The following is a 22,199-nucleotide window of genomic DNA, read 5'->3' as shown; positions in this document are numbered from 1 at the left end:
CGGGGGGTGTGCTCTCGCCCCCCACGCCCCCGGGCCCGTGCGCGCCCGCGCGGGCCCCCGCCGGGCCCCCGTGGGGTTCCGCACCGTACGCCGACGGGATCCGCCCGGACCTACTGGCCGACGCCTTCGCCATGACTGGCGCCCGGCTGCTCTACTGCCAGCCGACCTTCCACAACCCGACCGGCACGGTGCTCACCCCCGACCGTCGCCGCCAGGTCGTGGACGTGGCCCGGGCCGCCGGGGCGTTCCTGATCGAGGACGACTTCGCCCGCCACCTCGGCCACGGCGGCGGCCCGATGCCCCGCCCGCTGGTTGCGGAGGACCGGGAGGGCACGGTCGTCCACCTGACCTCGCTGACCAAGCCGGCCTCACCGAGCCTGCGGATCGGCGCACTCGTCGCCCGCGGCCCGGTGATGCAACGGCTCCGCGGCATGCGGCAGGTGGACGACTTCTTCACCGCCCGCCCGCTTCAGGAAGCCGCCGTCGAACTGCTCTCCACCCCCGCCTGGGACCGCCACCTGCGTGCCCTCGCCACCGCACTCCGGGCCCGTTCCACCGCCCTCGCCACCGCCCTGGCCCGCGAACTGCCCGACTGGACGCTCACCCGGCACCCGCCGGGGGGCCTCCACCTGTGGCTCCGCCTGCCCACCCAGCTCACCGACACCGTCGTCGCCGACGCGGCCCGCCTGCACGGCGTCTCCGTCGACGCGGGCCACCGCTACTTCCCGACGGACCCGCCCGCTTCCCACCTCCGCCTCGGCTTCGCCGCGGCCGCCGACCCCGCGGACCTGACCGAGGCCGCTCGCCGCCTGGCCACGGCAGCCCGCACCCTGTCCCGACCCTGAACCTGAGCCTGAAGCTGAACCTGGGCCTGGGGCGGGGAAGTCGTCCACCGGACCGCTGCGTTGCGGGAGCGCGCCCATCGTCAAGGCGGAGCCGGTAACACGCACCTGCCCTGACGGCGGGGCGGCTCCTCACCGGCCGGGAGAGCGGGGCCGCGCCGTGCGTGTCGCCGAGCCCCTCGCGCGGCTGCCCACCGCCGGCGGGCCCGTCAGTCCTCTGTCGGCGGGACGTGGCCTGCCGCCTCCTGCACCGCGGCCGCCAATTCGTCGCGGTCCAGGCCCAGCGTCTCCGCGTGGTAGGTCAGGGTGTCCTCCAACGGCTCCCAGACCGCACGCCAGTCTTCCCACGCGTCCCGCCAGGCCACGTGCTGCTCGTCGGTCCACTCCTGAACCTTGCTGAGTTCCTCCTGAAGACGCTTCACCACGGCATGCGCTGCGTCGTTCGCTTCCTGCAGCTCGACCAGTTCGTCCATATAGTCATCCAGTTCGATTTCCATTCCGGAATCCTACTGGGCGTTTCATCCCTGCTTGTGGGTCAGGTTCCGCGCCAAGTCGGGGTGGTTGCGCCGGTCAGTCGGCGGGTCATGAGGTTGATCACCCCCTGGTCGTGGGGTCGCGTCGGACGATCTCGACGTCGATGCGAGGGTGGCGCCGTGCTCGACGACGGCGGTCTTGGAGCCCATGTCGGCCCAGGACTTGTGCACGGTCGGGTGGTCGGCAGCCACTTTGGTCAGTAGCTGTCGGCATGCGGTGCTGTCCTGGACGCTGGCTGCGGTGACCAGGACCGTGAGGAGAAGTCCGATGGTGCCGGTGACGATGTTCCGCTTCCGGCCGGCGATCCTCTTCCCGACGTCCACGCCCTGGGTGGTGGCGGGGGCGTGGGTGGAGGTCTTGACGCTCTGGGAGTCGATGATGCAGGCCGTCGGCTCCGGGTCACGGCCCTCGCTGGCGCGGACCAGACGGCGCAAAAGCCCGTTGAGCTGCTCGAACACGCCGCCTCGTTGCCATCGATCGACGTAGGCGTAGACCGTTTGGTGGGGTGGGCAGTTGTGCGGGAGGTAGCGCCAGGGGATGCCCGTGCGGTCGACGTAGAGGATCGCGTCGAGGAGATCTCGCAGGTCGTGCTCGGGTGGCCGGCCGAAGGCGAGGGCGCGTGCAGTCCGGGCCTGACGCCAGGCTGTCAGAGTTGGTTCCACCAAGGCCCAGCGGGCGGCCGACAGGTCGCTTGGATACGGTCGACGATCCGTCATATCGACGGCATACTGCGGGATCGTCACCTGCTCGCGCCCGGCGACAGCCGACGCTGAGAGCCCGTCAGTACGGTCCGGGCACGCTGCCGGAGGAGTGGCCGGGAGCCAGCCACTTGTGCAGCGCGAACCTCCGGTACATCTGTGGGCCGACGACCGTGTGCCACTCCCCGGTGACCGCCCGGTCCAGGGGCGTTCTTCCAGCGGTGTGGCCCGTCGGGGTCCGGCTGCCGAGAGGTCCCGTCGCTCGGCGACGGGTGGGCCGTCGGCGGGGTGGGTGCCCGTCGGGCGGAATGGCGGCGAGCCAGCGGCCGATCTTGCGGCGGTTGGCGTGGGCGAGTGGGAAGGCCAGCCGGAGGGTCTGGGCGGCGATGCCGCGGATGCGTCGGGTGCCGGGGAAGGGCCGGCGGCCCGAGCTTGGGCACCCCGGCCTCTCCGCCGTCCGAGCGCGAGAGGTACGGAGGTTTTGGCCCGTTCAGTGCAACGCTGGTCAGCGGCGGGGTAGCACGCCCAGGAGGGTTGCGGTCAGGGCCTGCTTCAAGTAGTCCTTCAGATCCAAGTGGAAGCGGGCCAGGTCGGGCTCGGCCTCGTAGGCCGCCTGCAGGCTGCGTGGGGGCGTGCTGTACGCCGACAGCGCGCCGGCCATGACCATGGTCTGCAGGCTGAACAGTGTTGCGTTCTCACCCAGCTCCGGCAGGTACTTCCGGATCAGGGCGGTCATGGTCGTCAGGCGGTCCAGGGAGGCCCGCTTGTAGCGTGCCACGACCTCGACGGAGACGTTGTGTTCCAGGACGCTGCCCTGTGCGCCGAAGAGCTCGCACAGCACCATGCGGCCGGACAGTGAGCGACTGAGGATCTCGGCCACCGCTGCCGCTCGCTCGGGCATGGGGAGATCTTCGTCGATGCCGGCGGCCAACTCCCCTGCCAGTTCCGTCAGCCACTCCCGCAGGAAGCGGTCAAGCAGCTCCAGCAGCACCGCCTCGCGAGACTCGAAGTAGCGCAGCACGTTCGGCTTCGCCAGGCCTACCCGGCGGCTGAGCTCGTTCAGGGTGACCGCGGCCACAGGCATCTCGTCGAGCATCGCCGACGCCATGTCGAGGATCGCCCGTCGGCGGATCTCCCGCTGCTCTTCAGTTCGCGCCCGCTGGAAAGTCACGATCGCCAGTCTAGATTAGGTACCTTCGGTACGTTGACAACATACCGAAGGTACTTTAACGTCGACGACACAAGATACCTTCGGTACGTTAGCCGGCTGGGAGCCTGACATGGGCGAGAAGTGGACGACAGCGAACATTCCTGACCAGCGCGGGCGGGTGGCCGTGGTGACCGGGGCCAACACCGGACTGGGGTACGAGACCGCCAAGGCGCTCGCCGAGCACGGGGCGTCCGTGGTGCTCGCCGTGCGCAACGTAGAGAAGGGCGAGCAGGCCGCGGCCCGCATGACCGGCGACGTGACTGTGCAGGCGCTGGACCTGACCTCGCTCGACTCCGTGCGGACCGCGGCGGCGGCGCTGCGGTCCCGGCTCGACCGGCTCGACCTGCTGATCAACAACGCCGGCGTGATGTACACCCCGAAGCAGACCACCGCCGACGGCTTCGAAATGCAGTTCGGCACCAACCACCTCGGCCACTTCGCGCTCACCGGGCTGCTGCTGGACCTGATGCTGCCGGTGCCTGGCTCGCGCGTGGTGACGGTCAGCAGCACCGGCCACCGCATCCGGGCCGCGATCCACTTCGACGACCTGCAGTGGGAGCGGTCGTACAGCCGGGCCGCCGCCTACGGTCAGTCCAAGCTGGCCAACCTGATGTTCACGTACGAGCTGCAGCGCCGGCTCGCCACGCACGGTACCACCGTCGCGGTCGCCGCCCATCCCGGCATGTCCCACACCGACCTCATCCGCAACACCCCCGCCGCGCTCCGCCTGCCCGTCACCTGGCTCGCGCCGCTGATCACCCAGACACCGGCCATGGGCGCCCTGCCCACCCTGCGCGCCGCCACCGACCCCGGCGCGCTCGGCGGCCAGTACTACGGTCCCGGCGGGCGCAACGAGGTCAAGGGCCACCCCCGGCTGGTCACCTCCAGCCCGGAGTCGTACGAGGTAGCCGTCCAGCAGCGGCTGTGGGCTGCCTCCGAAAACCTCACCGGCGTGAAGTTCCCCGTCGTCCAGTCCCAGCAGAACTCGTTTCCCTCCGGATCGGCCATCACCATGTAGCCGGCGCAGGCAGGAGGCGCCGGCTCGCCCGGCGCCCCGCCGCCCGACGGTCGGCGCGATCGAGAAGAGCCGCCACCGGAACATGCGGGAGCTGCGTCCGCGTAGCGGTGGGACCATGAGCATCCGAATGCTCCTCGCCTTCGATACCGAGCGGCGGGCCAGGCCGCGTACCTGCATGCGATCGGCGGCGAGCTGAACGTAGCTGCCACCCGGGGAACCTCTCGGAGATGGTCCGGCCCACCGGCCGGTGATCCGCTACCACCTCTCCGGCCTACGGCTGCGAGTGAACGAGCTACCCGCGACGTACGGCCCTTGCAGGCCCCCTATTCCATGCGCTGGTAGGTCGTGCACCCCTCAGGGCGCACCGTGCACATCTTCACGGTGTCCTGACCGATGAGGCCGATGGTCACCTCGTACGTTCTGTAGCTGCACCCGCCGCCAGGGGCCGTGTACAGGTCGATGTAGGTGCCCGCGTAAGAGGATCCGTCACCGCTGATGACTGCTTCCGCGGCATCCACGTCCACCCCGATCTCCGGCTCGCACGAGGTGGGGTCGAGGCCGTGGGTTCCCTCGTGGGTCCCGTACGCCTTGTACTCATCGGCAGTGGCCGGTTCGACGACCAAGCGCAGTTCAGCGCCCTTCACGGTCACCGTGTACGTGCCCTCGATGGACGCCGGTGAAGGTGAGGTCGGGGACGAGGACGTCGGGGCAAGCGGCGGCTGATCGGCGGGCGGCCCGTCTCCGCCCCCGCCCGCCATGCTCACCCCGACCCCCACGGCGATACCCACGACAGCGGCTGCCGCCGCAATCACCCACCAACGCTTACTCCCTGACGGCACAGGTCGCTCGGAGGGCGGAGATGGAGGAGGAGGTGGCGGAGTTGGGGGAGGTGGAGGAGGCGAGGGCAGACGCGCAGTCGGGGGCTGAGACGAAGGAGGCGAGGGCGGGGGAGGCGGAGGCGGCGGAGGCGGCGGCGGGACACCGAAGGGCCCGAGCTGGGCGAGGTTGTCCCGGGCGACCGCCGCTCCGGCCTCGTCGCCGACCCGCTTCCACAGTTCGAACGCCCTCTCGAAGCTGTCCCGCGCGGTGTCGAGCTGGTCCCCACACAGGGCGACCAGGCCCTTCTGGTTGGCGAAGAACGCTTCGGCCACCTGGTCGCCGATCACCCGGGCCGCCTCGATCCCCTGGTCGAGAACATGGCTCCAGGCCTCCAGACGCCCCTTCAGGGCCAGGAGCGGGTCGACCGCACGCACCAGCCGGACAACGGCCGCCCACTCCCTGCGCTCGGCCACGAATGCGATGACGGACAGCGCCGCCGCGGCGGCGTCGTCGGCCTCCTCGCTGGTCGGGTCGCAGGTTCTCAGCCACCCGGCCAGTTCGCGTACCGAGGAGGAAAGATCCAGGTACTCGATCAGCGTCGTCCGATGGCTCTCCGCCTGGCAGACCGGCAGTCCGAACCGGTCGTCGCGCTGCTCGGCCAGACCACGCCGGCGCATCTCCCGGAGGGTTGCGACCGCACCCTCGACATCACTCATGACGGCCACGAGATCACCCGGGAGCAGCGCCCCGGCCGTGAGGGCCAGGACGGCCAGTACACGGCGTTCACGCTCGGCCAGGACATCGAGACTGAGCCGGTCCAGGGTCCGCGGGTCGCTCCGCGCGTACTCGACGAGCCGCGCGAACTCATAGCCTTCCGCGCGCACCAGGGCAGCCGCCTGTCTGAGCCGCAGGGGCTGTCCCTCCACGGCCTCCAGAAACGACGTCACGGCAGACTGTTCGACCTCGGTCAGCTCGGTGAGCGGGCGACCCAGTTCCCGCGCCACCAGCTCCCGTGCCGCGTCGTCGGACAGGCCGGGCACATTCTGCGAGACCCCATGACGCCCGAGGAACGGCCGGTCCGAACCGAACACGAAGGAACTGCCGGGCATCCTCTCCATCAGCGGCTCGACCTGCTCCCAACCACCCATGACATCGTCGAGCACCACGATCGCGGTCACCCCCGCGAGCACGTCGGCGCACTGCTCGGGGGTGGGCACCATGGGACGGTCGGCTTCGTACAACGCGGCGAAGATCCGCCGGAGCAGGTCTGCGGCGGCCTCGGTTCCGGCCCTCAGAAACAGAGTTGGGGTGCCACGTCCGCCCGCATCGGCGGCTATGGCGCGCAGGAACGTCGACTTGCCGAATCCACAGGGTGCGTGGAATTCGAGAGGACGCAGGGCCGCGAGGGCCCTGCGCGCGTCGTCGAGCTGTCCGTCACGGCCCACCAGCAGCGGCGGCGGTGTGACGGGAGGAATGCTCTGCGGCACGACGTTCGGGGCCGCTGCCGTGGGTGACGTCCTCCTGACCCGGCCGCCCCGGTCACCGGGCCACTCGATCTCCAGGTCCCCGTGGCACAGAGTTCGCATAGGACCCCCTCTGCCGACGTCGACCAGCGGATCCCCCTCCCTTTCGACGCTGGGTCCATGGGGGGCGGATGTCAAACGGAGGCGCCGCACTCGAACCACACCGTCTTGCCGCCCCCCGCCTCGGGCCATGACGCCCCAACTTGGCCGCCACGGTCGACTTCCTCCAGGCCGGTCCGCCCCCGCAGTTCATCGGATTCGGCGGCATGCAGGCAGGGAGAACGGCAGCGAGCCGGTGCGGACGGGCTCACATTCCGTGCGTCGACAGGCAGAAGGGATGACCCGCCGGGTCCAGGAGCACCCGCCACACGTCGGGCCGCGGCTGGAAGGAGGGCAAGACGGCGCCCAGGGCGAGCATCCGCTCCTGCGCGGCGTCCAGGTCGTCGACGCCCAGTTCGAGGTGAGCCTGCTTGCTGTGGGCGGGGTCGGGCCAGGCCGGAGGCTGGAACCCGATCTGGCGGACGAAGCCGAGCCCAGGGGCTCCCTCCCGCCCCAGCAGGACGAAGTCGTCACTGCGATACAGCACGGGCAGGTCCAGGGCATCGCCGTAGAAGCGGGCCAGCTCAGCCGGGTCGAGGCAGTCGAAGTCGAAGGAAAGCAGACGGATCTCGGGATTGCTCATGGGACCGGACCGTAGGCCATGACCCTGACAGGACGTGTCCTGGTCGTCCGGGACACTGGGGGACTGTGATCAGGACCTCCTCCCGTCTGCTGCGCCTGGTGTCGCTGTTGTCCGCGCGCCCCGAATGGACCTGCCGTGAACTGGCCGAGCGCATGGCGGTCACCGACCGCACGGTCCGCCGGGACATCGCCCGGCTGCGGGACCTGGGCTACGGAGTCGAATCCGCGCCCGGCCCCTGGGGCGGCTACCGGCTCAGCCCCGGCGCCCGCATGCCGCCGCTGGTACTGGACGACGAGGAGGCCCTGGCCGTCGCCGTCGCCCTGCGCGAGGCCGCACTCAGCGGAGTCCTCGGCACCGGGCAAGCCGCCCTCTCCGCGCTGCTCAAGCTGCGCCAGAGCCTGCCCACACACCTCGCGGACCAGCTGAGCACACTGGACGGCGCGCTCGAACACACTCCCCGCTCCGGCGAACCGCAGATCGACACGCTCCTGCTGCTGGAACTGGCGCGAGCCTGCCACAGCACACTGCGCACCACCCTCTCCTACCGGGACCACGCCGGCCGGGCCTCCGTGCGAGCCGTCGACCCGTACCGCCTGGTCCACACCGGCCTGCGCTGGTACTTGGTCGCCCGGGACGTCACCAAACAGCAATGGCGTACGTTCCGTGCCGACCGGGTGGTGAGCGTACGCCCCACCACCGAACCAGCCGACCTGACCGATCCGCCCGATGCGGCGGCACTGGTCTCCCGAGGGATCGCGAGCGTCGTCTACCCCGTGTACGTGACGATCCGCCTTCCGCTCCCCCTGGACCGCGCCCTGCAGAAGGTCCCACCCACCCTCGGCACACACAGCCCTGACGGCCCCGACGCGACCATGGTCGAGATCGGCGGCAACAGCACCGAGCAACTCGCCGCCTACCTTCTCAGCCTGGCCGCCCCGCTCACCGTGCTGTCCCCCGACGAGGTGCGCCAGGCACTCATCCGCCACGCCCGCGCTCTCCTGACAGCCAACCGTTGACGGCGACGAGCAAGGCGAAGAACACGGCGTCATCGGGGCCGCCTTGACCGGTGTCCGTACGGACTCCCGTGACGGGCTGCGGGCTGGTCCCGGTCGACGGGATCCCCTACGTCTCGCAGGTCGCGCGGGCCGGTGCCGTGCTGCCGTTCTGGCCTCTTTCGGGTGATCGACGGCGCGCGATGCCCGCCCGCGGACGGAGGCGTGTGGGACGTTGGCGAACGGTATCCCTCCCGCTAGGAAAGGAACAGGTGGGGTCTGTGGTGACTCAGGCGGAGCGCGGCCACTTCCAGGCGATGTTCAAGAAGGTCGACGTCGACGGTGACGGTGTGATCGAGCAGGTCGACATCGACCAGCTGGTCCAGGAGATGCTGGTGCGGGCCGGCGCCTACCCGGGTTCCCCCGCTTGGCGGCGGGTGACCGACCTGGGCAACAAGATGTGGCAGACGCTGCGAAGCGGCACCGATGCGGACGGGGACGGGAGGGTCACCGCCCGGGAGTTCGTCTCCGCCTACCGCCGCCCGGACTTCCTCGACCAGGTCGCCATCCCGTTCGAGCTCGCCGTCCTGGAGACGGCCGATGCCGACAACGACGGCAAGATCTCCCTTGCGGAGTGGCTGACCTGGCAGCAGGTCAAGGGGCTCCCCTCGGCCGAAGCCCTCCAGGAGTTCCAGAAGAGCGACGCCGACGGCGACGGCTTCCTCACCCGCGACGAGTGCGCCCGGCACGTCAAGGAGTCCTACAGCGCCCAGTAGGACTGCCCTGGCGACCGGCCGCGCCGCGGCCCGTGCAGGGGCGGCCGCACGGTCCGACCGCCCGCTGCGAAGCGGATGCCAGACGGATGCGGCCGGCCCTTGCCGCGGGAGGTGCGCCCTGGGGCGGTGGACCGCGTCACGTCGCGCAGGCCGTTCGGCCCGTGGCCCGGCTTCGGTGCGTGCACGGGAGCCGACCGAGGCGTACCCGGAGCGGAGGACTCAGGCACCATCGGGGTGGTGATCTCCGGCGGCGTGGACGTGCCCACCGTCCACCGGCTGATCAACCGACCGCGCACCGGAAGGACCCCGCACGTGCCTGACCCGCAGTTCCCCACCGTCACCCAGTACGCCAGCGAGGACCTGATCCATGCCATCGTCTACGAGGGCCGCGACCCCGCGGACGATCCCGGCTGGGCCGTGTCCGGCGCGCCCGACCCGGACACCCCCTGACGGTCCCCGACCTCCTCGCCCTGCTGGACGCCGGCAGGCTGGTGATGGCGTCCGTGCACAAGGAGATCCGCCGTCCCGAGAACCCGGCCCCCGGCAAGGGCGGCCACCTCGTCCTCGTCACCAGCCGGCGAGGCGACACCGTGCACTTCCGCAACCCGTCCGGCCACACGGGGCAGGCCCGCACCGCGAGCCTGCCCGTGGCCCAGTTCGCCGAGTTCTTCGCCGGCCGAGGAGTGTCCCTGGCCTGACGCCGTCCCTGCCGCACGTCTTGGCCAGGGCCGCGCCGGTGGCCGGTCCGGGGGCCGGCCCGCCACCCTCCTCGCGGCTGAACTCCGACACCGCGCAGCCACGACGGACGGCACCACCACCTGTGAGTACGCCGTCTCCGACCAGCGAAGAAGTCCCGAAGCCTGGGCAGGTCCGGCGGTAGTACGTTCACAGTCAGCCCCCGCACTGCCCACCGCAGGGGCTCTTGCACGCTTCCCGCACGGGGCGGGGCTTCTCTGTACTTCACCCGTTCAGTGCCGGGGATGCCCTCCAGCAGTCGGTACGCTCAGCTCTCTCATGAGGAGTGCGATGCGGACATCGGATCGGGGCGACGGGGGGCAGAAGTACGCTCTGACCTCCGACGAGGACGGCACGGACTTCTGGGGCTTCGCGTACGACGCCGAGGGGTTGTTCACGCCGCTGGACGAAGAAGAGGGAGCACGCCGCGTTCACCTCACGGGCTGTTCCCCGCAGGGCGGCCTGACGGAGGCCGTCGACCACGTCGGCAGCTGTCGCGCCATGGCGGGAAACGCCTGGTTCCACGTCCTCGACGCCGAGGGTGCCACCATGGGGTCCTACCTCGTCGGCGAACTGACCGTCGTTGACGTCCGGTCTTCCACCCGGGGAGCCGGCCTCGTCGACCTGACGGTGACGCTGGGGTGTGAGCTCGCGGTGCCCGGTTCGGACAGAGTGTGGGACCTGATGCGCACCGGTCGCCTGAACCGCGCCGGTATGTGGCACGACCTCGCCCCCGACGAGAAACACGCGTGGCTATCAGTAGCGCTGTGGTCCGACGAATACCACCGCCAGGGGAAGGCCGACGCTCCTCCAGGGCAGGTGTTCACTTTGGACGGCCGGCACATTCTCGACCTCGACAGTTTCTTCTGTGCGCTCGGCGAAGCCATCAACGGTCCCGGAGGATACTTCGGCTGGAACCTTGACGCCCTGGACGACTGCCTGGCCGGCCGCCGGGGCGCCACCCCGCCGTTCACCCTGCGATGGGAGTCCTCGGCCGAGGCGAGGTGGCTGGCGGAGCGCTTGCCCACCGGCGACGGCGAGGCAGCCCTGTTCGACCAGCTTTTGGAGATCTTCGAGAGACGGGGCGTCAGCGTCATCATGCGGTGACGGTGTACGAGGCGCACGCCGAACCGGCGGGCCAGGTGGGCCCTTCCTCAGCCCGGCGTCCACAACCGTCACGATCTGTGACCCCCGTGTTACGGCCGGCTGGCGTGTTGGTGCCGGGGAGCGACCTGCGCAGACTGGAGGTGTGCGCGAGATGATCGCCGGTGGGACGGCGGAGCGCGAGCAGTTGCTCGCCGCAGCCGTCGTCGAGGCCGTCGACGCAACCGGCGCGTACGCGGGGAGTGTCTTCCTTCGCTCCCGCGACCGCCGGTCCCTCGTGCTGAGCGCGACCTACGGGACGACGCCCTCCCTGCTGGGTGGCTGGCGTCTCATCCCGGTGAGCAGTCCCATTCCCGTCGCCGTGGCGTACAGCACCGGGCGCACCGTCCACCTGGCTGACGCAGACGAGACGATGCGCCGGTTCCCCCAGCTCGCCGTAGCGCTGCCGTACGCCTTCGGCTCCTGCTCCGTGCCGGTGGCCGCGCGCGGGGAGACCTTCGGATCGCTGGCGATCGTCTGGGCGACCTCACCCGGCAACGCGAGCGTTTCCAAGACCCAGCGGCGCCGCAGGTTGCGCTCCGTCGCCGGCCGGCTCGGTGACTCCCTGGTCGCCCTGCGTGCCCGTACCGGCGATCCGGTGGAATGCGGTCCTGGCACGGCTCCGGTCGAGATCCCGGCACCCGCCGCCAGGGCCGTGCGGGTGGGCTTGTTCGACTGGGACCTGCCCTCCGGCACCTTCACCGTGGACGACGAGTTCTGCGCGGCCTTCGGTCTCGACCCCGGTGCGTTCGACGGCCGAGTCGAAACGCTGGCTGCCTGCCTGCATCCCGGTGACCTCGCCGCGTTCCGGGCCCTTGCCCGGGAGGCGGCCGGCGAAGGCCGGACCACCGCGCGCCGCCTTCGGGTACGGGAGCGCGGGGTCGGCAGCGAAGGCCACCACACGGTGGAGGTGTGGGCGCGCCTACTGGAGACCGACGACGCGCGGGCGCGCACCCACCTGGTCGGTTCGGTCGTCGACGCCCGGGCGGGCCATGCGGCGCTCGTCGCGGTCGAGCGGCTGCGGGACGGGGTGTTCTCCCTCGCCCCCGACGGGCGGGTGACCTACGCCAACCACAGCGCCCTGCGGCTGTGGGGCGTTTCCGGCGAGGAGGTGCTGGGCCAAGCTCTGTGGAACGCGGTGCCCTGGCTGTCTGACCCGGACATCGAGTACCGGCACCGGTCCGCGATGATCTCCCAGACGCCCTCGTCCTTCCTGGCCCGCCGCCCGCCCGACCAGTGGCTCGCCTTCTCCCTCCACCCCCAGCGGGACGGGGTCACCGGGCTGGTGGTCCCCGACACCCGTCCCCCCTCGGCGTCGGCGGTCGGTGCCTCCGCGACCGCAGGGGTGCCGGCGCGGATGGGCGTCATGTACCACGTCCTGCAGTTGGGCAGTGCGCTGACCGAGGCGGTCACGGCACGGGAAGTCTGCCAGGTCCTGGCCGACCAGCTGCTGCCGGCCTTCGGGGGGCAGCAACTGGCGATCTATGTGGTCCGCGGCAAGACGATGCACCGGCTCTTCCACACCGGCCGCCACGAGGACTTCCTCGACTGGCTGGAGGGCGTTCCGCTGCACGCCCGCCTGCCCGGTACGGAGACGCTCACCTCCGGTGCGCCGCTCTTCATCGAGTCGCAGCAGGACCTCTCCCGGGGATACCCCGGCATCCCCGTCGGAGAGGTGAGCTCCTGGGCGTATCTGCCACTGATCGCCTCCAGCCGCCCGGTCGGCACCTGCGTCCTGGGCTTCGACGAGGCCCACCGCTTCACGGAGAAGGACCGCGGCGTCCTCACCGCACTCGCCGGCCTGATCGCCCAGGCCCTGGAACGGGCGCGGCTCTACGACTCGGAGTTCGCCGTCGCGCGGGGCCTGCAGCAGACACTCCTTCCGCACCGGCTGCCAGTGGTCCCGGGCATCCGTACCGTCGCGCGCTACCTGCCCGCCACCACCGGAATGGACATCGGCGGCGACTGGTACGACGTCATCCCCGTCGAGAACGGGGTCGCTCTCGTCATCGGAGACGTACAAGGGCACAGCATCGCCGCCGCGGCCACCATGGCCCAGCTGCGCAGCGCCGTACGGGCCTTCACGGCTGTGGGCGACGCACCCGGCGATGTGATGGCCGGAGTCAACCGGACCCTCATCGATCTCGACCCCGGGCTCCTGGCCAGCTGCTGCTACGTCCGTCTCGACCCCCGCAGCCTCCAAGCCCAGGCCGTCACCGCCGGGCACCTTCCACCCCTGCTCCGCCGTCCCGACGGCCCGACCGGCGCCCTCGACCTCGACGTCGGCCCACTCCTCGGTGTGGACCCCACGAGCGCCTATCCCCCGACCGGGATCGCCCTACCGCCGGGATCCCTCCTCGCCCTCTACACCGACGGCCTGGTCGAGGAACCGGGGGCCGACATCGACGTGGGGATCGACCGCCTGCGGACGTCCCTGGCCCACGCCCACGCCGAATCCCTGGACGAACTCGCCGACCGGCTACTGCACAACGCCCGGCGCTCCTCCTACCGTGCCGACGACATCGCGCTGCTCCTCACCGAGCACTCCCGTCACGACGCCCCATGACACGTCGGACCGGCGTCGCTGTTCGACCTGGGGCGCGTTCGATGGTCGGCCTCGAGGAGCCGACCGCGTCGCAGCACCGGGCGACTCGCACCAGAACGTCGCCCGCAGGCTCCGGCGCTCCGGCGCTCTGGCCGGCGCGGGGCGAATCGTCATTTAAGCTTCAAGCCGAACGCGGAGCGGTGGCCCGCTGCATGCGGCTACCGCGCAACGGTCACCCCTGCCGGTCGAGCGGGAGGCCTGCGCCGGATCCCTGGTCCGGACCCGGGCCCCAGAGCTGATCACGAGGGTCCTGGGGGTATCGGGTGTCCACCTGTGCGTCTCAGGGAGAAGGGGTGCACAGCCCTCCCGCGAACAGAAGACCCCCAGGGAGAAGTGAGGTATGCCGGTGATCTGCGTCGGAGGCATGATCGGACTCGGCAAGACGAGCGTGGCCGAACTGCTCGCCAAGGAGCTGGGCAGCGAAGTCTTCTACGAGAGCGTGGAAGACAATCCGATCCTTCCGCTCTTCTACACGGCGAGCCCCGAGGAGATCCAGGCCAAGCGCTACCCCTTCCTGCTCCAGCTCTACTTCCTGCAGACGCGGTTCGCCTCGATCAAGGAGGCGTACAAGCAGGGCGACAACGTGCTCGATCGTTCGATATACGAGGACTGGTACTTCGCCAAGGTCAATCATGATCTGGGCCGGATCAGCTCCCTCGAGATGCGGGTGTACGAGGGACTGCTCGACGAGATGATGCGCGAGATCGACGGCCTGCCGTACCGCAAGGCACCCGATCTCATGGTCTACCTCAAGGCGGACTTCGAGACGGTGCTGCACCGCATCGGGCTGCGGGGCCGCGACTTCGAGCAGGACGAGAGCCTCGTGGAGTACTACCGGACGCTGTGGTCCGGCTACGACGACTGGGTGCACGAGCACTACTCGGCCAGCGACGTCCTCATCATCGACATGAACCACACGGACGTGGTGAACGACCCCGAGGACGCGGCCCGCGTGACGCAGGAGGTCAAGGACGCCCTGGCCGCAGCCAGGCGCCGGGGCTGAAGCCGTTCCGCGCGGGTGCCTCCCGGCGGAGGTCCTGGCCGCGCGAACCGTCGCGGACGACGACCGCGAGCGGCGCAGGCCGCGCCCCACCGCCCCCCGCCCCACGGGGGCGGCTCTCGTACGCGATGGCCGCCCACGGACTGTTCGCACGGCCGCTGCGCAGCTACGACGCCGAGGGCGCGGCCGCGGCGCTGGACCTGGCTGACCCGACCGGGTGCTGGTCCACCAACTGGCCTGCGAGTCCCACCGGTTGGCGGCGGCGTCCACCGCCTCCGATCCGACGGTGGACCGGCGGACGGCCGCGACGGTGCTGCCGCCCGGGGTCCACGCGGCCCGCTACGCACCGGAGACCGACGGCTTCGGCACCGGGGACGCGCTGGCGGCGAGCGAGGAGGGTGTTCATGCTCTCCAGCGAACTGGCCCTGCGCGCTGCCGGATCCGGGCTGGACGAGCTGCGGACCCGGCTGCTCGGGATCGAGGTGCTGCTCAAGGCCGCGACCCGGTCCGGGTTGCTGATCTCCCACACCCATAAGACCCTCAACCGCATGGGTATATTCGTGCATGATGAATGCATATTGGCGGAAGTCGCTGCCCGGCTCCCTGCCATGGCCGGTGGCGGCACCGAAGGGGCAGGGGCGTGACCGACACCACGGGGGACGGCTCCCCGACCGCGGCGGCGTTGCTGCACGCGCAGGACATCCACGTCGCGTACGCCGACGAGGTCGTCCTGGACGACGTGGGCCTGGCCCTGGAACCCGGATCCTGTCTGGCACTCGCCGGGGCCAACGGGTCGGGCAAGTCCACGCTGTTGCGCGTGTGCCTGGGCCGGCAGCAGCCCGACCGGGGCGAGGTCTCCTTCGCCGGGGCCGCCCCGCGTGAGGCGAACGCCGCCTTCCGGCGTGCCGTCGGGCTGCTCCTCGACGGCGCCGAGTGCTTCCCGGACCTCACCGTCGGGGAGCACATCCGGATGGTCGCCACCGCGCACGGCCTGGGTTCCGGGGCTGCTGCCGCCGCCGAGCGGGTACTGGGCGGGCTCGGCCTGGAACACCGGAGCGGTGCCTTCCCCGACGCCCTGTCGGCGGGACAGCGCCAGATGCTGCTGCTCGCCTCGGTGCTGGTACGTCCGGCCCGCCTGATCGTCGTCGACGAGCCCGAGCAGCGGCTCGACACCGCGGCCCGGCGGCGGCTGGCCGCCGCGCTGCGGACGGCCAAGGCCGCCGGTACGGCGGTGCTGCTGGCCTCGCACGACCGCGCCACGGTCGAGGAGGTCGCCGACCAGGTGCTGCTCCTGGACCGGGGGCGGGTGGCCGCCCTGGGCACTCCGGCCGAGGTGACCGCAGTGGCGGAGGTGTCGCCGTGGCGGTGACCACCGAACGGGCCGTCGACGGCCGGGACGCCACGGCCACGGCGCTGGCCACCGCGGCGCGGATCCGGCGCGGGCGCGGTGCCGGCCGGGCCCGGTTCGACGACGTGTGGACTTGGGCGTGCGCCGCCGTCTCGGCGCTGGTGGTGCTCGCGGGCCTGGTCCAGGCGGCGCCGGGCATCGGCCAGGGGCTCGGCTGGTCCGGCGGCACGGCGGCCCGCGCCGCGGTGGTCGGGAGCACGCTGCTGCTGTTCGCCGGCGAACTCGCCCTGTGCGTACGCCTCGGACCGGTGCTGCTCAGCCCCGCCGAGATCACCTGGCTGCTGCCGCTGCCCGGGGACCGGGGCCGGTTGCTGCGTCCACGCCTGGTGCGGGCCGTGGCCGTGGCGTGCGGGGCCGCGCTGGTCATCGGCGCCCTGGAAGCCGCGTTCGCCCTGGCCGTGCAGGGCGCGTGGCGGTCCGAGGTCATCCCGGTGGCCCTCTCGGCGCACGTGGCGCTGGCCTGCCTCGCCGTCGGTCTGGGCACCGTGGCCGAAGCCCGGCCGGCCGTGGCCGACCGCGTCCGGCTGCTCGGCGGTTGCCTCGCCGTGGCCGGGGCGGCCGTCCTCGCCGGCGGGGCTTCGGTGCCCGCCCTGACCGAGGTCGCGGCCTGGTCCGGCCCCTGGGGCTGGGCGGGCGCGGCCACGGCTGCGGCGGCCCGGCACGGTTCGCCCACGGCCTGGGCAGCGGCGTCCGCCTGCCTCGCCGTCTGCGCGACGGTGGCCCTGCGGGCCGGGGTCCGGTCCCTCGCGGCCATCCCGACGGACGCGCTCCTCGCCCGCGCCCGCACCGGCCGAGCGGTCACCCAGGGCGCGACGCTGCTGGACCTGCGCGCGCTCACCCTCGTCCTGCAGTCGACCGGCGGGCGGCACCGGCGCAGGGCCCGCCTCCCGATGCCGCGCCCCCCGTGGGCCGTACCGCTGTGGCGGGACGCCGTCGTCCTGCTGCGCCATCCGTGGCGGCTCGTGCTGGCCGGAGCCGCGCTGGCGGCCGGGTTCGCCCAGCTCCAGGTGGTGGCCGACCGGTTGGCGGAGCCGGCGCACGCCGGGGCCGGTCCCCTCAAGGCGGCGGCCCTGGGTCTGCTGCTCGTCGTACCGCCGTACCTCGCGACGGTCGCCCTGGTCGAACCGGCCCACCAGGACACCGACCGACCGCGTCGTGCCCTGCTGCTGCCCCTGCCGCCCGGTGCGCAGGCCGTCTCCCACGCGGCGGTCCCGAGCGCGCTGCTGTGGACCGCCGGCGCCGCGGCGTGGGCGTTCGCCGCCCTGACCGGAGCGGCCACCGGCCCCCTCCCCGCGTACGCCACGGCGCTGCTGCTCGCCGGACCCGCGCTGGTCGGCACCGCCCTGGTGGGCGCGTACCGGGGCGCCCCGCGCTACGACCTGCTGGCCCTGTCCCTCGACTGGTACGCGGCGGTCCCGTTCGTCCTGTGGCGGCTGGCTCCCGCCCTGGCCGCGGGCTTCGTGGCGGCACCGTACCTGTGGCATGTGGCGTACACCCCGTCCACCGGCCCGGACGAGGACACCCTGTGGCTGGCCGCCCGCTCCGCCGCCGTACTGGCCTGGTCCCTGCGCCGCGTCGCCCGCCAGGCCCGGGACCTGTGCGACTGAACTCCCGGGCGCTGGCGGGTACAGGTACGGGCACGGCCCGCCCGCGCAGCCGCGGCCGGGCGGACCGTACGCGTTTGCGCAGGTAGGAGCGGTTGCCGCGAGACGAGTAGGCCTTGTCCGCGGCGACTGCCCCGGGCCAGGTCCGGGGACGGCCGGCGGGCAGCAACTGATCACGACATCACGCAGGCCCTAGCCGCGGTGCGGCAGCGGGGCCGATGCCGGGGGTGCGAAGTCCAGGGCCGGGTTGCCCGCCTCGTCGACCAGGTGCACCAGTTGCTCCAGGGAGGGCTCCATGCCCGGGGTCCACCTCACGTACGAGGCGAAGTCGACGAGGTGGGCGAGACGGCGGAGCGTCGCGACCCGGCCGAGGCGGGCGGTGTCGAGCGGACCCCGCGCCGCGAGCAGGGCCGCCGCCATGGCGCCGAAGAGCTCCACCGTCCCGCCGGCGGCGTCGTGGCGCCGGGCGATGTCCGCCATCTCGGCCAGCTCGCCGAGGATCCAGCCCGGGTCGAACTCGGCGGGCCCACGGGCGAGGCTCTCTCCGGTGAGCAGGACGGGCGCCGCGGCACCCTCCCGCGGCAGGACCACCAGGCCCAGGGAGGGCTCCCCGTGCAGGAGGACGGATCCGGCTGCCGGGCCGGTGAGTTCGTCGGTCCACTGCCGCAGGTCGTGCAGGCGGCGCCGGCCGAGCAGTGACCGGCACAGGTCGTACAGCCGTACGGCCTCGCCCGCGCCGTCACCCGTGGCCAGCCACGAGTTCAGTCGGAGCAGTGCCGACGGCGGCCCCGTCGGCCCGTCCTCCCGCAGCGGGGCGTGGTGCGCGATTCCGGCCAGGGCGTGCCCGACCGCGCGCAGGGCGGCCGCCGCCGCCTGCGGCGGTACGGCGGACCGGCCGGGCGGCCACACCAGGTGCGCCAGGGAGAGGTCCCCTCGGCACAGGTAGCTCGTGGTCTGCCCGGAGCGGGTGCCGACCAGTACGTGGGCCGCCGCGCCGGGCGCGGGGAATCCGCCCGGGACCGGCGGGCCCAGCCGGCCCGCCAGCCTGGTCCTCGTCCAGCGGAACCATCCCGGCGAGGCGGGCTCGATCCGCGTGCGCATCTGGCGGGTGCCGAACTCGCGCGCGCCCGCCTCCCGTACCGCCCCGCTCATGCCACCGCGTCCCGGCCCGCGGCGGTCGTCATACGGGCCAGGTGTTCCAGCACGACGGGCAGCGGCGGAGGTGCGGCCCCGCCGGGGCGCCCCGTGCTGACGGAGCGTCCGGGCACGGAGGGGACGACGGTCACGCCGGCCCGGGCGGCGAGGGACCGCAGATGCCCTTCGAGAACGGGACTGCGCTGCCCGCCCGGCGGAAGCGCCGGGCACACCGCCACCGGGGCGGCCGTGCACTGCAGGGCGAGCAGCGCCGGGGTGTCGGCGAGGCCGAGCGCGAAGCGGCTGACGAAGTGCACGGTGGCCGGGTATACCGCCACGGCCTGCGCCCACTCGGCCAGCTCCACGTGCAGGGCGCCCCCGGAAGGGTCCTCGGGCCAGGCGTCGGCCAGCACCTCGCCGCCGCCGATGGCGTGCAGCGCGGCGCGGGAGACGAACCGCTCGGCGCTGCGGGTCACCACGGTCCGCACCTCCAGCGCCGGGTACGCGCCCCGGAGCCATGCCAGCCAGGTGGGCAGCAGGGCGACCTGGACGGCTCCGGTGCCGACCAGCAGGAGCCGCTGCACGGGAAAGGGCGGCGCGGCCACGGGGACATCGCGGGGTGAGCCGGACGTCATGTCGTTCCTGTCTTCGTGGGTGCGGGGGAGGGCGGGGCGCCGTGCGGGACGAACCCGAGGCGCCCCAGGGGCTCGGTGAGCGCGGCCGGGTCCCCGACGGCCACGGCCGTCGGCGGCCTGCCGAAGACGCGGGCCGCGGCGCGGGCGACCTCCCCGTCCGAGGTCAGCGCCAGCCGCCGGGGGTACTCCTCGGTCCAGCCGACGCCGACGCCCCAGCAGCTCAGTGACGAGACGAGGTTCGCCAGGTCCGTCGGCGAGGCCGTGGCCATGAGCAGCGACCCGGCCAGGAAGCGCCGGGCGTGTGCGGTCTCCGCCGGGGTGGGCGGGTCGGTCACCATGCGCCGTGCCTCGTCGAGCACCGCTCGCACCGTCCGCTCCGTTTCGGCGGGGGCGCAGGAGGCCTCCAGGACGACCGACATCGTCCCGAGGACCCGGTCGAACCGTGACGTGGCCTGGTAGGTCAGGCCCTCGCGTTCCCGCAGGCGCGCCACCAGCCGGGAGGAGAAGTACCCGGAGAACACGGCGTTCGCCACCGCCTGCGCCGTGTGGCGGGAGTCCTCGAACGGGAGGCAGTCCCACGCCAGCGCGAGGGTGGACTGGGCGGAGGCCGGCCGGTGGACCACGACGCGCCGGGGCCCGGCGCCGGCGGCCGGCCGGGCCGCGGGGAGGGGCGCCGGTAGCGCCGGGTCAGGCAGCGGGCAGCCCTGGCGGTGGGCGAAGGCGCGCCGCACCGGCTCGGCGGCGGTCTGCGCGTTCACACCGCCGACGAGGAGGACCTCCGCGGGCGGGCGCGTCAGCAGGCGCACGTGGGCGGCGGCCACCTCGCGTGCCGTCGGCGGATCCGCCGCGCCGCCGGCCGGCAGGTCCTCGAAGCAGCCCAGGTCCCCGTGGCGCAGGCGGCGCAGGGTGCGCAGCGCGGTGCGGCGGGGGTCGGTGCGCAGGACCTCCGCAGCGCGGGCGATCCGCTCGGCCTGCGCGCGGACCAGGTCCTCGTCGTGGTCCGGGCACGCCAGCCGCTCCCCGAGGAGAGCGAGCAGGTGCGGGAGCTCGTCGGACCGGCAGTGCCCGGCGATGACCAGCCACTCGGTGGTCCGGCGGGCCTGGAGCCGTCCCGTCCGCAGGGCCGTGTCCCAGCGCACCGTGTGGGTGCCGAGCCGAGCCGTGCCGCTGAACAGGACGGCGGTGAGCAGTTCGGCCAAGGCGGTGTCGCGCGCGTCCCGGGCGACGTACGGGATCTGCACGCGCACGTCGACGGTGGAGGTGTCGGCGCGGGGTACGGCGATCAGGCGCAGGCCCGGACCGAGCTGCCGGGTCGTGGCCCGGGGCAGGGTGAACGGGGCGTCGGCCCCCAGCGGCGGGAGCGGCGGGAGCGGCGTCGAGGCCTGGGCCACGGGCGGGCGTCCGGTCATCGCAGCGGGGCCTCCTCGGCCGGTCGTACGGTCAGCAGGCCCGGGACGGCCCGGCTCAGCTCTCCCGCTGCCTCCCGGACCACGGCCGGGTCCAGCCTCCGGAGCAGGCCCGGGAGTGCCGCGACCCGCTCGGGGGCCCGGTGCAGCAGTCGGAACCTCCCCAGGGTGCGCGCCCGCGCCAGCAGATGGTCGTGGTCGCGGCTCCACCGGGCGGCGAGCGCCGTCGCGGCGTGCTCCGCCTCGTCGGGCGGCACGGCGCCGTCGGCGAGGTCCGTCAGGGCGTCGACGACGAGGTCCGCGAACTGCTCGTGCACCGGCCGGGGGTGGCGGGCCGTGACGACGAACGTGTCCGGGTCGCGGGCGTCGTACGGGCCGAAGAAGCCGCACTGCGCCGTGGCGGTGGCCAGGTCGAGTCCCCGGCGGTGCGCGAGGGCGCGCAGACCGGCAGGGCCGTCGCCGGCCAGCAGCCGTGCCACGATGAGGGACGCCGGGTAGCGCGCCCGGTCGTCCGCGGCGGGGGCCGGATCGGGCAGGCGCAGGCCGAGGGCGGTGGCCGGGAGGGGAGCGTGCGCATCGTGGTGCGTCCGGCGCACCGGAGCGGTGGGGGCCGGCTCGGCCAGGAACGGCGCGGGAGCGGCCGGCCGGGCGGGGATGTCGCCGAAGTGGCGTTCGACCAGCACGGCCGTCCGGTCGGGATCGATGTGGCCGGCGACGGTGAGCACCGCGTTGCCGGGTGTGTAGTGGCGGTCGAAGAAGGCGGCGCAGTCGTCCACGGTGGCGCGTTCGAGATCGGTGAAGTTGCCGTAGCCGTCATGGGCGTTGGCGAAGCCGCGGTACAGCGCGGCGGGCAGGGTGGTCCACGGGAAGCCGCCGTAGGCGCGGTCCCGTACCCGCAGTCGGATCTCGTTCTTCACCACGTCGAGCTGCGCGGCCAGCGTGGCCTCGCCCAGGCGCGGCGCCCGCATCCGGTCGGCTTCGAGGAACAGCAACCGCTCCAGTGCGGCGGCGGGCGCGATCTGGTGGTACTCGGTGTAGTCCTGCCGGGTGGAACCGCCCGCCTGTCCGCCGACGGCCTGGACGATGCGGAAATGCTCGCCGGGCGCGATGGCGGTACTTCCCTGGAACATGAGGTGCTCGAACAGGTGGGCAAATCCACTGCGGCCTTCCGGCTCCGACCGGAACCCCACCCCGTAATGTACGGCCACCGCCACGAGCGGTGAATTCTGGTGCGGGCTCAGGACGACCTTGAGACCGTTATGCAGTTCCAGTTGGGAAAGGGGGGAGTGTGATTCTGCAATCATTGGTTCCGCCTATGGGGTGCTCGGGGCCGCGCCCCTCCGGACCGGTCGGGACCGGTCCGGAGGGGGGGGGGGGGCCCGCCCGCGGGCGGGCGGGGGGGGCCCGGGCGCCCCCCCTCTCTAAAACAAAAACA

20 protein-coding genes and 1 pseudogene are annotated in these 22,199 nt (G+C 72.7%); 12 read left to right on the top strand and 9 right to left on the bottom strand.

The window, feature by feature from the left end:
• On the top strand, positions 1–845 hold an 845-nt coding region (locus ACFVGY_RS06030; RefSeq protein WP_385671687.1), incomplete at its 5' end, for a PLP-dependent aminotransferase family protein.
• Between the two features lie 206 nt (positions 846–1,051).
• Here ACFVGY_RS06030 and ACFVGY_RS06025 read toward each other — a convergent pair.
• The 3 genes and pseudogenes from ACFVGY_RS06025 to ACFVGY_RS06015 form a co-directional block, all read right to left on the bottom strand.
• The gene (locus ACFVGY_RS06025; RefSeq protein WP_385671684.1) at positions 1,052–1,339 is read right to left on the bottom strand and encodes a hypothetical protein; all 288 of its coding nucleotides are present in this window, start codon (positions 1,337–1,339) and stop codon (positions 1,052–1,054) included.
• 38 nt (positions 1,340–1,377) lie between these two features.
• A pseudogene (locus ACFVGY_RS06020) lies at positions 1,378–2,092 on the bottom strand (IS5 family transposase).
• Between the two features lie 487 nt (positions 2,093–2,579).
• Positions 2,580–3,245: a TetR/AcrR family transcriptional regulator gene (locus ACFVGY_RS06015; protein ID WP_385671681.1), complete on the bottom strand. Its 666-nt coding sequence runs from the start codon at positions 3,243–3,245 to the stop codon at positions 2,580–2,582.
• A 109-nt stretch (positions 3,246–3,354) separates the two neighbouring features.
• Between ACFVGY_RS06015 and ACFVGY_RS06010 the strand changes: the two genes are divergently transcribed.
• Positions 3,355–4,302 carry an SDR family NAD(P)-dependent oxidoreductase gene (locus ACFVGY_RS06010; RefSeq protein WP_385671678.1) on the top strand — a complete coding sequence of 316 codons (948 nt, stop codon included), beginning with the start codon at positions 3,355–3,357 and terminating at the stop codon, positions 4,300–4,302.
• A gap of 323 nt (positions 4,303–4,625) precedes the next feature.
• Here the strand turns inward: ACFVGY_RS06010 and ACFVGY_RS06005 are convergent, their stop codons facing one another.
• Positions 4,626–6,608, bottom strand: coding sequence for a hypothetical protein (locus ACFVGY_RS06005; RefSeq protein ID WP_385671676.1), 1,983 nt, complete (start codon positions 6,606–6,608; stop codon positions 4,626–4,628).
• Positions 6,609–6,951: 343 nt separating this feature from the next.
• A complete protein-coding gene (locus ACFVGY_RS06000; RefSeq protein WP_385671673.1) occupies positions 6,952–7,326 on the bottom strand; it encodes a VOC family protein in 375 nt (124 codons plus the stop codon).
• Positions 7,327–7,391: 65 nt separating this feature from the next.
• Here ACFVGY_RS06000 and ACFVGY_RS05995 point away from each other — a divergent pair, with 65 nt between their 5' ends.
• The 10 genes from ACFVGY_RS05995 to ACFVGY_RS05950 all read left to right on the top strand — a co-directional run bounded on the left by ACFVGY_RS05995 (position 7,392) and on the right by ACFVGY_RS05950 (position 17,592).
• Positions 7,392–8,342: a helix-turn-helix transcriptional regulator gene (locus tag ACFVGY_RS05995; protein ID WP_385671671.1), complete on the top strand. Its 951-nt coding sequence runs from the start codon at positions 7,392–7,394 to the stop codon at positions 8,340–8,342.
• 260 nt (positions 8,343–8,602) lie between these two features.
• On the top strand, positions 8,603–9,094 hold the full coding sequence (locus tag ACFVGY_RS05990) for an EF-hand domain-containing protein (RefSeq protein WP_385671668.1): 492 nt from the start codon (positions 8,603–8,605) through the stop codon (positions 9,092–9,094).
• A 237-nt stretch (positions 9,095–9,331) separates the two neighbouring features.
• A complete protein-coding gene (locus ACFVGY_RS05985) occupies positions 9,332–9,544 on the top strand; it encodes a hypothetical protein (RefSeq protein ID WP_385671665.1) in 213 nt (70 codons plus the stop codon).
• Positions 9,545–9,588: 44 nt separating this feature from the next.
• A complete protein-coding gene (locus tag ACFVGY_RS05980; protein ID WP_385671662.1) occupies positions 9,589–9,792 on the top strand; it encodes a hypothetical protein in 204 nt (67 codons plus the stop codon).
• A gap of 328 nt (positions 9,793–10,120) precedes the next feature.
• A complete protein-coding gene (locus tag ACFVGY_RS05975) occupies positions 10,121–10,936 on the top strand; it encodes a barstar family protein (RefSeq protein ID WP_385671660.1) in 816 nt (271 codons plus the stop codon).
• Positions 10,937–11,087: 151 nt separating this feature from the next.
• Positions 11,088–13,538, top strand: coding sequence for a SpoIIE family protein phosphatase (locus ACFVGY_RS05970; protein WP_385672249.1), 2,451 nt, complete (start codon positions 11,088–11,090; stop codon positions 13,536–13,538).
• 379 nt (positions 13,539–13,917) lie between these two features.
• Entirely contained in the window at positions 13,918–14,580 is a 663-nt protein-coding gene (locus tag ACFVGY_RS05965) for a deoxynucleoside kinase (protein ID WP_385671657.1), read from the top strand.
• Positions 14,581–14,981: 401 nt separating this feature from the next.
• Positions 14,982–15,221 (top strand): hypothetical protein, encoded by a 240-nt coding sequence (locus ACFVGY_RS05960; RefSeq protein WP_385671654.1) that lies wholly within the window; start codon positions 14,982–14,984, stop codon positions 15,219–15,221.
• On the top strand, positions 15,218–15,946 hold the full coding sequence (locus ACFVGY_RS05955) for an ATP-binding cassette domain-containing protein (protein ID WP_385671652.1): 729 nt from the start codon (positions 15,218–15,220) through the stop codon (positions 15,944–15,946). Before ACFVGY_RS05960 ends, ACFVGY_RS05955 begins: the two co-directional genes overlap by 4 nt.
• Positions 15,937–17,592: a DUF6297 family protein gene (locus tag ACFVGY_RS05950; protein WP_385671649.1), complete on the top strand. Its 1,656-nt coding sequence runs from the start codon at positions 15,937–15,939 to the stop codon at positions 17,590–17,592. The genes ACFVGY_RS05955 and ACFVGY_RS05950 overlap by 10 nt, the downstream gene beginning before the upstream one ends.
• A gap of 189 nt (positions 17,593–17,781) precedes the next feature.
• Here the strand turns inward: ACFVGY_RS05950 and ACFVGY_RS05945 are convergent, their stop codons facing one another.
• The 4 genes from ACFVGY_RS05945 to ACFVGY_RS05930 are packed head-to-tail and all read right to left on the bottom strand — an operon-like array spanning position 17,782 to position 22,068.
• Positions 17,782–18,741 (bottom strand): hypothetical protein, encoded by a 960-nt coding sequence (locus ACFVGY_RS05945; RefSeq protein WP_385671646.1) that lies wholly within the window; start codon positions 18,739–18,741, stop codon positions 17,782–17,784.
• Positions 18,738–19,358, bottom strand: coding sequence for a flavoprotein (locus ACFVGY_RS05940; RefSeq protein WP_385671643.1), 621 nt, complete (start codon positions 19,356–19,358; stop codon positions 18,738–18,740). The genes ACFVGY_RS05945 and ACFVGY_RS05940 overlap by 4 nt, the downstream gene beginning before the upstream one ends.
• Positions 19,355–20,767, bottom strand: a complete 1,413-nt coding sequence (locus tag ACFVGY_RS05935) for a M16 family metallopeptidase (RefSeq protein WP_385671640.1) — start codon at positions 20,765–20,767, stop codon at positions 19,355–19,357. Before ACFVGY_RS05935 ends, ACFVGY_RS05940 begins: the two co-directional genes overlap by 4 nt.
• Positions 20,764–22,068 carry a M16 family metallopeptidase gene (locus tag ACFVGY_RS05930; RefSeq protein ID WP_385671637.1) on the bottom strand — a complete coding sequence of 435 codons (1,305 nt, stop codon included), beginning with the start codon at positions 22,066–22,068 and terminating at the stop codon, positions 20,764–20,766. The genes ACFVGY_RS05935 and ACFVGY_RS05930 overlap by 4 nt, the downstream gene beginning before the upstream one ends.
• Positions 22,069–22,199: the final 131 nt, after the last annotated feature.

Origin of the sequence: Streptomyces sp. NPDC127106, from assembly GCF_042677605.1 — a bacterium.
Lineage (GTDB): Bacteria > Actinomycetota > Actinomycetes > Streptomycetales > Streptomycetaceae > Streptomyces.
Note: the sequence above shows the minus strand (reverse complement) of the source record. Positions and strands in the feature narration are given on the sequence as shown.

Coding starts and splice junctions, on each gene's coding strand:
- ACFVGY_RS06025 (WP_385671684.1), bottom strand. CDS start 1,339: ATGGAAATCGAACTGGATGACTATATGGACGAACTGGTCGAGCTGCAG.
- ACFVGY_RS06010 (WP_385671678.1), top strand. CDS start 3,355: ATGGGCGAGAAGTGGACGACAGCGAACATTCCTGACCAGCGCGGGCGG.
- ACFVGY_RS06000 (WP_385671673.1), bottom strand. CDS start 7,326: ATGAGCAATCCCGAGATCCGTCTGCTTTCCTTCGACTTCGACTGCCTC.
- ACFVGY_RS05980 (WP_385671662.1), top strand. CDS start 9,589: ATGGCGTCCGTGCACAAGGAGATCCGCCGTCCCGAGAACCCGGCCCCC.
- ACFVGY_RS05975 (WP_385671660.1), top strand. CDS start 10,121: ATGCGGACATCGGATCGGGGCGACGGGGGGCAGAAGTACGCTCTGACC.
- ACFVGY_RS05970 (WP_385672249.1), top strand. CDS start 11,088: ATGATCGCCGGTGGGACGGCGGAGCGCGAGCAGTTGCTCGCCGCAGCC.
- ACFVGY_RS05965 (WP_385671657.1), top strand. CDS start 13,918: ATGCCGGTGATCTGCGTCGGAGGCATGATCGGACTCGGCAAGACGAGC.
- ACFVGY_RS05960 (WP_385671654.1), top strand. CDS start 14,982: ATGCTCTCCAGCGAACTGGCCCTGCGCGCTGCCGGATCCGGGCTGGAC.
- ACFVGY_RS05945 (WP_385671646.1), bottom strand. CDS start 18,741: ATGAGCGGGGCGGTACGGGAGGCGGGCGCGCGCGAGTTCGGCACCCGC.
- ACFVGY_RS05940 (WP_385671643.1), bottom strand. CDS start 19,358: ATGACGTCCGGCTCACCCCGCGATGTCCCCGTGGCCGCGCCGCCCTTT.
- ACFVGY_RS05935 (WP_385671640.1), bottom strand. CDS start 20,767: ATGACCGGACGCCCGCCCGTGGCCCAGGCCTCGACGCCGCTCCCGCCG.
- ACFVGY_RS05930 (WP_385671637.1), bottom strand. CDS start 22,068: ATGATTGCAGAATCACACTCCCCCCTTTCCCAACTGGAACTGCATAAC.